This window comes from Pseudomonas juntendi, assembly GCF_009932375.1.
Lineage (GTDB): Bacteria > Pseudomonadota > Gammaproteobacteria > Pseudomonadales > Pseudomonadaceae > Aquipseudomonas > Aquipseudomonas juntendi.
The window spans coordinates 1-6,799 of the sequence record NZ_BLJG01000283.1 but is presented as its reverse complement, the minus strand read 5'-3'; the positions used below and the strand labels follow the sequence as shown (position 1 = coordinate 6,799).

Annotated in this window: 15 protein-coding genes; 9 read left to right on the top strand and 6 right to left on the bottom strand. The window is 59.0% G+C overall.

Annotated features, from left to right (window positions below; genetic code table 11):
* From GYA94_RS24505 to GYA94_RS24480, 6 genes are all read right to left on the bottom strand, one after another.
* A partial coding sequence (locus GYA94_RS24505) for a helix-turn-helix domain-containing protein (protein ID WP_161893281.1) occupies positions 1 to 309 on the bottom strand: 309 nt, incomplete at its 3' end.
* Positions 306 to 818: a DnaJ-like cysteine-rich domain-containing protein gene (locus GYA94_RS24500; RefSeq protein ID WP_161893280.1), complete on the bottom strand. Its 513-nt coding sequence runs from the start codon at positions 816 to 818 to the stop codon at positions 306 to 308. The genes GYA94_RS24500 and GYA94_RS24505, both read right to left, overlap by 4 nt.
* Positions 815 to 1,606: a Rha family transcriptional regulator gene (locus GYA94_RS24495; protein WP_161893279.1), complete on the bottom strand. Its 792-nt coding sequence runs from the start codon at positions 1,604 to 1,606 to the stop codon at positions 815 to 817. Before GYA94_RS24495 ends, GYA94_RS24500 begins: the two co-directional genes overlap by 4 nt.
* A 77-nt stretch (positions 1,607 to 1,683) precedes the next feature.
* Entirely contained in the window at positions 1,684 to 1,890 is a 207-nt protein-coding gene (locus GYA94_RS24490) for a hypothetical protein (RefSeq protein WP_161893278.1), read from the bottom strand.
* 18 nt (positions 1,891 to 1,908) lie between these two features.
* Positions 1,909 to 2,109 carry a hypothetical protein gene (locus GYA94_RS24485; RefSeq protein ID WP_103444649.1) on the bottom strand — a complete coding sequence of 67 codons (201 nt, stop codon included), beginning with the start codon at positions 2,107 to 2,109 and terminating at the stop codon, positions 1,909 to 1,911.
* A 30-nt stretch (positions 2,110 to 2,139) separates the two neighbouring features.
* On the bottom strand, positions 2,140 to 2,343 hold the full coding sequence (locus tag GYA94_RS24480; protein ID WP_075044575.1) for a transcriptional regulator: 204 nt from the start codon (positions 2,341 to 2,343) through the stop codon (positions 2,140 to 2,142).
* A 107-nt stretch (positions 2,344 to 2,450) separates the two neighbouring features.
* Here GYA94_RS24480 and GYA94_RS24475 point away from each other — a divergent pair, with 107 nt between their 5' ends.
* The 9 genes from GYA94_RS24475 to GYA94_RS24435 all read left to right on the top strand — a co-directional run.
* Positions 2,451 to 3,167 carry an XRE family transcriptional regulator gene (locus GYA94_RS24475; RefSeq protein ID WP_161893277.1) on the top strand — a complete coding sequence of 239 codons (717 nt, stop codon included), beginning with the start codon at positions 2,451 to 2,453 and terminating at the stop codon, positions 3,165 to 3,167.
* 22 nt (positions 3,168 to 3,189) lie between these two features.
* A complete protein-coding gene (locus tag GYA94_RS24470; RefSeq protein ID WP_161893276.1) occupies positions 3,190 to 3,573 on the top strand; it encodes a hypothetical protein in 384 nt (127 codons plus the stop codon).
* A gap of 456 nt (positions 3,574 to 4,029) precedes the next feature.
* Positions 4,030 to 4,215 (top strand): hypothetical protein, encoded by a 186-nt coding sequence (locus GYA94_RS24465; RefSeq protein WP_161893275.1) that lies wholly within the window; start codon positions 4,030 to 4,032, stop codon positions 4,213 to 4,215.
* Positions 4,216 to 4,278: 63 nt separating this feature from the next.
* Positions 4,279 to 4,923 carry a DUF1281 family ferredoxin-like fold protein gene (locus GYA94_RS24460; protein ID WP_144188845.1) on the top strand — a complete coding sequence of 215 codons (645 nt, stop codon included), beginning with the start codon at positions 4,279 to 4,281 and terminating at the stop codon, positions 4,921 to 4,923.
* Between the two features lie 506 nt (positions 4,924 to 5,429).
* Positions 5,430 to 5,621: an XkdD/Y8K6 family phage-associated protein gene (locus tag GYA94_RS24455; protein WP_161893274.1), complete on the top strand. Its 192-nt coding sequence runs from the start codon at positions 5,430 to 5,432 to the stop codon at positions 5,619 to 5,621.
* Positions 5,618 to 6,028 (top strand): DUF551 domain-containing protein, encoded by a 411-nt coding sequence (locus GYA94_RS24450; RefSeq protein WP_161893273.1) that lies wholly within the window; start codon positions 5,618 to 5,620, stop codon positions 6,026 to 6,028. Before GYA94_RS24455 ends, GYA94_RS24450 begins: the two co-directional genes overlap by 4 nt.
* Positions 6,029 to 6,048: 20 nt before the next feature.
* The gene (locus GYA94_RS24445) at positions 6,049 to 6,294 is read left to right on the top strand and encodes a hypothetical protein (RefSeq protein WP_161893272.1); all 246 of its coding nucleotides are present in this window, start codon (positions 6,049 to 6,051) and stop codon (positions 6,292 to 6,294) included.
* Positions 6,295 to 6,306: 12 nt separating this feature from the next.
* Complete coding sequence (locus GYA94_RS24440) at positions 6,307 to 6,561, top strand: hypothetical protein (protein WP_144188851.1); 255 nt, start codon at positions 6,307 to 6,309, stop codon at positions 6,559 to 6,561.
* A partial coding sequence (locus GYA94_RS24435) for a hypothetical protein (protein WP_054904569.1) occupies positions 6,558 to 6,799 on the top strand: 242 nt, incomplete at its 3' end. The genes GYA94_RS24440 and GYA94_RS24435, both read left to right, overlap by 4 nt.

Below are 6,799 nucleotides of genomic sequence, written 5' to 3'. Positions count from 1 at the left end.
TGGGTTATCTCCTGCCCCACCCCCTAGGGCAGGAGCTGCCCCACCATTCAGCGCCAGGTGAAACACGTTCGACTGGTTCAGTTCACCCTTGCGGCGGAACTCCCGGCGCAGTAGCCCGGACTTCTCCAACTCGCGGATGTGAACCTTCACGGTCGAGCGGCCGATCTCGCATTGGTCCGCGATGTGCTGGTACGAAGGCCAGCATTCGCCCATGTCATTCGCGTTATCGGCCAGCTTGATCAGCACCAGCTTGCGCAGCGGGTTGCCGACCTTGGTCTTCATGGCCTTGACCATCAGTTCCATGCTCATTGTCCACGCTCCTCGTCAGTGGAGCCGACACTCAGCGAGGCCATAACCCAGGCTGCACGCTTGGCAGTGCCTAGGGGAATAAGCCCAACGCCGTTCTGGATGTGGCTGCGCAATGCCTCGATTTCGGACTTGAGCTTGTCGATCTCGGCCTGAAGGCCCCATACCTTCGCTTGAAGGTCGCCACGGTGCGCGGTTTCGCTGACGAGACGCTCACTCGCGACGGCAAGTGCTGCCGAGGTTCTCCCGTCGCCGTTGCAGACGGTGCAGTGGCCGAGGCGCTCAAACGAATCAGGGCCGTGATAGGTGACGTGGATTTCCTCGCCGGAACCGCTGCAGGCTGGGCAGTAGTAGCCGAGCGCTGCCTTCGACGCATCCCAGCCATTCCAGGCCGACCCTACGTCTGGAATGGAATCCCAAACGGTATGGCCAGCGTCAGATATGGCTTCATCCAGCCATTTGTTGAAGTCAGGGTCATTCCACCGCTGACGATCTTGCTCGCGGCTTCTCATGCTGCACCCCGCACGGCCTTGTCGTGGGTGTGCAGGCCGTCCCAGTTCTTTTTCATGGGCAACTCGCCGGCCAGGTACAGCTCGTACAGGCGCACGGCTCCCTTGCGCAGGAGAATCGGCGTGTAGCTAATGAAGGCGTCTTTGCCGTGCGGGGCGACTTCGTGCTGGTGCTCGGTCATGTACTTGTCGCGGGCGTAGGCGGCTACGCGGTAGCGGGTACCGGACTTGCTCTCGTTGTAGAGCCAGTTGCGACCTTCGAGGAAATGGCCCACCTGCATGACGTTGACCCCATTGAGGCCCTTGCAGAACTGGACGTGACTCATGCCTTCCTTGAACAGGTTCTCCAGGTGGTCGATCTTCTTGGCCTGGGCCTCGACCTGGACGGTGAGCAGAACGCGGGCTTTCTCCGACTCCAGGGCCATCTGGAGGATCTCCAGCTTGCTGAGGTCGGCGGGCGCCGGCGGCGCGGGTTTGGCTTCCAGTTCCTGCCAGCGGTCGATGACCTTGGCCCTGTGTTCGTCGCTGTAGCCAGCCACGACCAGGTGGGTGTCACGCTCAATCAGGTCGTAGACATCGACTGGGCGACCGCCAGTAGCCTCGCGGCGGCTTTTACGACTTGATCGTAAAAGGTTTTTGGCGAAGAGCCGCTCGATGGTGGCGACCACATCGTTGTGGCGAGCCTCCACAAGCTCGGCGATCTCGCGCGAAGACATGGTCCGCGCCACGAAATCGTGGTTCGCATTTTGTGGCGCGAGGGCCACGGTATTGATTTGGCTACCAAGGTGCATATATGATTGCCTCGCACATGTGTTACGAATGCAGTACAAAGAACCGGGCGGCCACCCGGTTTTTTTGCGCCTGCGGTTTAGGTGTCACTTTTGAGGCCCTCTTTAGGGGCCAATTGGTACAGCTTCGCTTTGGGCCTGCCGACCATGGCCGGCCCTCCCATTGCCAGGAACTCGATGGCAATCGCCTCAAGTGCCTGATCAATGTTCAAGCCCTTCTTCAAGGCAAAAGCACTGATCTTTCTCTTCGCACCATCACTCAGGTGCTCGTAGTCGATTTCGGGCACGTGACCTCCATAGGGCCCCTAGGCCGCGCTAGACTGCTTGTCGTCCTTGCTCAAGGCTTCGATCGCGCCGTTCTCAACCGCCCACTCGATCATCAGGTAGAGGTAGGTGGCGTGCTGCTCTTCGGCTCGCTCTGCCGCCCTGGCCAGGATGCGATCCAGGGTCTTGTTGAAACGGACCTTCCGAGGCGTATCACGCTTATGGGATTGGTCGGCGTACATGCGGGTCTTGCTCCTTGCTTGTGGGGTGGGTTAGGCGGCGCACGGGTAAATGTCGGGGCGCAGCTCATGGCGAGAAACACCGGTGGCTTTCTCGATTTCCAAAACTCGCTCGGCCGGCACACGACCCGAGGCGCACATTTTCTGCACCGCTTGAGGCGTGACCTTGAGGATTCGAGCGAGGGCGGATTGGCCGCCAGCGGCTTTGGCCGCTCTACAAATAGGTAGCTCTGTCATTTTTACGCCTCAAAGTTACAACTACAACCAAAGGTTATCGCAGCCGTGGAAAAACTACAACTGAGATTCACAGTGATATTTACAACCTGTGGTTGCATCATTTGAGGATGAGTACATTAGGTCAGCGCATAGCGCGAAAAAGAGAACAGGCCGGCCTGAATCAATCAGAGCTTGCACGCAGGCTTTCGGTTACACCGCAGGCAGTACAGAAGTGGGAAGCAGAGGTGTCTACCCCTAGAGGGAAACGTCTTGATGAGTTGGCATCTGCCCTTTCTACCACCGTCGCGTTTCTGATAACCGGAGAGGATGTTCCGTCCCGCACGGTCGGCTATCCCAACTCCAATGCCTCAATCCTGGGCCCCATCGATGCCTGGGATGACGACACGCCATTGGATGACGATGAGGTTTACGTGCCTTTCCTCAAGGAAGTGGAGCTATCCGCCGGCGGCGGCCGGACAGTGGTTGAACAGTCCCATAAGCAGAAACTCCGCTTTGGAAAACTGACCCTTCGTAAGCAGGGGGTACAGCCAGACGACGCGGTGTGTGTGACGGTCAGCGGAAACAGCATGGAGCCCGTACTGCCCGACAAGAGCACCGTCGGCGTAGACCAGGGCAGCACTTCAGTTGTGGATGGGAAGATGTACGCCATCGACCATGATGGTCAGCTTCGCGTGAAGATGCTTTACCGACTGCCTGGCGGAGGTATTAGAATGCGGAGCTACAATCGTGACGAGCATCCGGACGAGGAGTACACCGCCCGGGAGATGGTCGACCAGAACATTCACATCAAAGGCAAGGTTTTCTGGTCTTCCGTTCTTTGGTAGCCAGCCGCAAAGGAGTGCGATTTTGTCGTTTCTGAAAAAACTTTCTGCTTTCATCGTCCTACTGATTGGGTGCGGCTATCTTTCCGTTCTGTGGGATGGCCATAAAAATTTTGAGCTAACCAGCGAGAAGCTCGTGCGCAGGCTCGGCGCAACTATTGTGGATGAGCTAGCAGGGTCAAGCCAAACCTGTCGGGCAATGGCCCGAATAGACACCGTAACGGTGAAAAGCGATTGGGCGCTGGCCAGCAAGGGTTTGGCAACTCTCTACATTGCCGGCAAGGGTGATGCAGCTTTCTCTATCGACTACAAGATCGAGGCGGTTGGCGAAAAGGTGTATGTAAAACCGCTGGACATGACAGCTGCTCAGCTGTCGCTTTCGCAGTTCATGCTCAGCAGGTGCAGTTGAGAAAATCCAGAACAGATCGAAGCCCGCTCAGTGCGGGCTTTTTTACGCCTGCCATTACAACCAAAAGTCTAAGCCAATGAACAACTTACAACCTTTACGAAAAAATCTACAACCAAAGGGGTTGCGTACTGTAACTTTAGGTTGTAGATTTAAACCCATCGAGGCGCTACACAGCCCCTCGGGAGGCCCTCAAGCCTCACCGCTCTTTAACAAGCCAACGCAACACCGAAACACCAACAGACCGCATTGCCTCTACCGGCGACCGGCGATCAGACGGGTCAGATAGCCCGCCCACGGCAGGAACACCCTGCACGGCTGATCGAGAGCGAAATGCTCGAACCGTACGAACGACCCGGGCATGCAATGCGCCCCGCCACCCCGGCGGTAATGGGACAGAACGATTTACTGATGCCGGTTCACTGAGCCGGCATTGGAAATCAACTGGAGATCACCGAAATGACCAACCGTGAAGCGCTCCGCAACGCAAACCACCAGCGCGATCTTGCCCAGGCCGAATCCCGCCGCTGGCAGCTCAAGGCGCAAGTCAGCGGAAACGAGGCCGACTGGGTGCAGCACCGCCTGGCGCAGCAGGACGTCGTTCATTGGGGCTTGCAAGCTCATTACTACAGCAACGCTGCATGACCGGCGATTCACTGAAGCACCTGGGCGACCGGGTGCTTTGGGAATCCACTGGAGGAACACGAAATGCCGAATTGGGTAACCAACAAGGTCAAGGCGCCGCAGGAAGTGATCCAGGCGATGCTCAACGAGGAAGGCCGAATTGATTTCGGCAAGATCATCAAGTTCGAGGGTGAGTTTCCTTGGAATGGCATTGCCTGCGACGCGGAAACTGCCGCTGAGCGAACTCTGAGCTTGCCGCTCGATTCCCATCCCATGATCGGCAGCCTTCAGCAGGCCAACCGGGAACGCACCGATGTGCGAAAACTGAGCGATGAAAGCTTCGAGCAGTTCGTCCAGATGCTGCGCAACCACCGCAAGACAGGCTTCCTGCACAGCATGGACTTCGCCCGTTCCGCGTGGGGCACCAAGTGGAATGCCTGCGAGCCGAGTGTCGACGGTCCCGAGTCTGCAAGCTTTGAAACTGCCTGGTCCTTCCCTGAGCCGATCTTCCTCAAGCTCAGCCAGATGTTCCCAGAGGCCACCATCGAGCTGGCCTATGCCGACGAAGACATCGGCAGCAACTGCGGCACAGTCATCTTCAAGGGCGGCGAAGCAGTATCCCGCGATGAGTCTGCTGACTGGAACAGCATGACCGAGGCAGAGCAGGAAAAGTGGACCAGCTTCGCCTACGAGGTGAAAGGCTGGGAGCGCGATCAGGAAGACGACTGAACAACCAGCGCCCCGTCAGCCTGACGTTAACTGCCCGATGCCCTGCTCCCCATCGCAGGCTGCATCGGTGTGCCATCTGCGTCACTGGGTAGGGTAGCGGTTAGCGCTGACTGCCCCGTAATGGGCCGCACTTGCACTGCGGCACCGCCCAGAGATGGCACACCGATGCAGGTGAACCGCAAATGCGGGAATCGCCAATTCGTCCCCGGATACCTGATCGCGGCTACTGAGCTGAGAGCGCGACGAGGTGATAACGCCGGGCGCAGTTAGGGTTCGCCAGACCTGCCACCTGCATCCCCTTCCCTTCACATACGACCGCATCGACAGGTGCCGGGCTTGGCTTTTCACGCCCAGCTTGGTCCCTGGTGCCCGGCACCTGATCAATGCGGCTGGCCAACGAGGCTCTCAAGATGAGCAACCACACCCCAGGGCCATGGAGTTACTAGTCCGGCTACAACCCTTTCGACAAACTCGAAGCCCAGGTAACAGCCGAAGGCGGCGACATCGTGATCGCCTCCTACAACAGCTTGATCGATCAAGGCGAGGCCAATGCCTGCTTTATGGCCGCAGCACCTGATCTGCTTGAGGCCTTGGAAGGGGTGGAGCGGCTTTGCAGTCAATCTGGCTATGTCGGCGTGAACGGACAGTATCTCAAGGTTGTTCGGGCTGCTATCGACAAGGCCCGGGTGAAGCCATGAGCACTCCAATCGATGTGAAGCAAAACCCGGACGGTTCGTGGACTGCCAAAGGCGGTTCATCCCTGACGGTCGTGAGCGTAACCGCCGTAACAGAGCACAAGGCTGTTGCAGGACATGCCGTTGCGATAACCGCGCTCCTGTCGCGGGGCAAGGGCTGGATCAAGTGCGAAGACGCCAAGCCAGCTGATGGCCAGGTGGTCGTGGTATGGCGCAAGTGGCCGAACTGGAACTGCTTCTCTGCCGAGCTGGACTGTTGGCAGGCGGATTCGAGCGATACCGAAGGCGGCGCCTGGTACGAAGCCGAGGAATCCTGCCAGCACATCGAAACCTGCGCTGACGGACCCGGCGAAGTCGCCCGGCCGATCACCACTCACTGGCACCCTCTGCCAGCCGATCCTACCGAGTAACCCACCACCTGGAGGCGACTATGGCCGTCACAGTCGAGACTGCTGCCGTCTTCCGTGGCGGCGGTCGTCGCTGGTTCACGCTGCGCGCCGCCTGTGCTGCTGAGGCGCGGGCGATGCTCAAGAAGCACTGCGATTGCGACTACTGCGAAGACGACATCGGGCGCTACGAGCTGCCATGCCGGCTTCACCACCCCGACCGATACCCGCGAATCATGCAGCGCCTGACAAAAGGCCTCATGCGGCGCTATCGAGCATCCCAACCGTAACTGGAGGCGACCATGGCTCGCGAGCATGAGCTTTACGCAGACAGCGCCCAGGCGCGCGAGGTCGACCGCCAGATGCGCCTGTTCGGCGACACCAGCTGGGCGGATCACCTTACTTCTGAGCAGGCCAGGGCGAACAACGAGGCCTGGAACACCATGATCCGCGAGCGTGATGAACGCCAGCGGGCTGTAAGCCGCCGTGTGCTGAGCGCGGCACTCGACAAGATGGAAGCCATATGCGGCTCAGGCGCCGCCCGGAGGACAGCATGAACAATTCAACGCGTAACGATGTGATCGGCATGATCGAATCTCGCCTTGAGGCCATGGCTAAGGGTTCGGATTCGCTGAGCGGTCGTGCCCGGCTCGAGGGTGAGATTGAAATCGCCATCGACCTGGCGCACCTCACCGGCGCCATCGACCTCCCTCTGCGCAACCACTTCATCCAGCGCCGTGACCGCATGATCGCTCACGATCACCGGCAGTGGGAGCAGCAAGCCCGGAGGTTCTC

Bases quoted from the DNA above. Each gene is read 5' to 3' on its own strand.
- GYA94_RS24445 (WP_161893272.1), top strand. From the start codon at position 6,049: ATGGCCGTCACAGTCGAGACTGCTGCCGTCTTCCGTGGCGGCGGTCGT.
- GYA94_RS24480 (WP_075044575.1), bottom strand. From the start codon at position 2,343: ATGACAGAGCTACCTATTTGTAGAGCGGCCAAAGCCGCTGGCGGCCAA.
- GYA94_RS24460 (WP_144188845.1), top strand. From the start codon at position 4,279: ATGCCGAATTGGGTAACCAACAAGGTCAAGGCGCCGCAGGAAGTGATC.
- GYA94_RS24485 (WP_103444649.1), bottom strand. From the start codon at position 2,109: ATGTACGCCGACCAATCCCATAAGCGTGATACGCCTCGGAAGGTCCGT.
- GYA94_RS24500 (WP_161893280.1), bottom strand. From the start codon at position 818: ATGAGAAGCCGCGAGCAAGATCGTCAGCGGTGGAATGACCCTGACTTC.
- GYA94_RS24440 (WP_144188851.1), top strand. From the start codon at position 6,307: ATGGCTCGCGAGCATGAGCTTTACGCAGACAGCGCCCAGGCGCGCGAG.
- GYA94_RS24465 (WP_161893275.1), top strand. From the start codon at position 4,030: ATGACCAACCGTGAAGCGCTCCGCAACGCAAACCACCAGCGCGATCTT.
- GYA94_RS24475 (WP_161893277.1), top strand. From the start codon at position 2,451: ATGAGTACATTAGGTCAGCGCATAGCGCGAAAAAGAGAACAGGCCGGC.
- GYA94_RS24450 (WP_161893273.1), top strand. From the start codon at position 5,618: ATGAGCACTCCAATCGATGTGAAGCAAAACCCGGACGGTTCGTGGACT.
- GYA94_RS24495 (WP_161893279.1), bottom strand. From the start codon at position 1,606: ATGCACCTTGGTAGCCAAATCAATACCGTGGCCCTCGCGCCACAAAAT.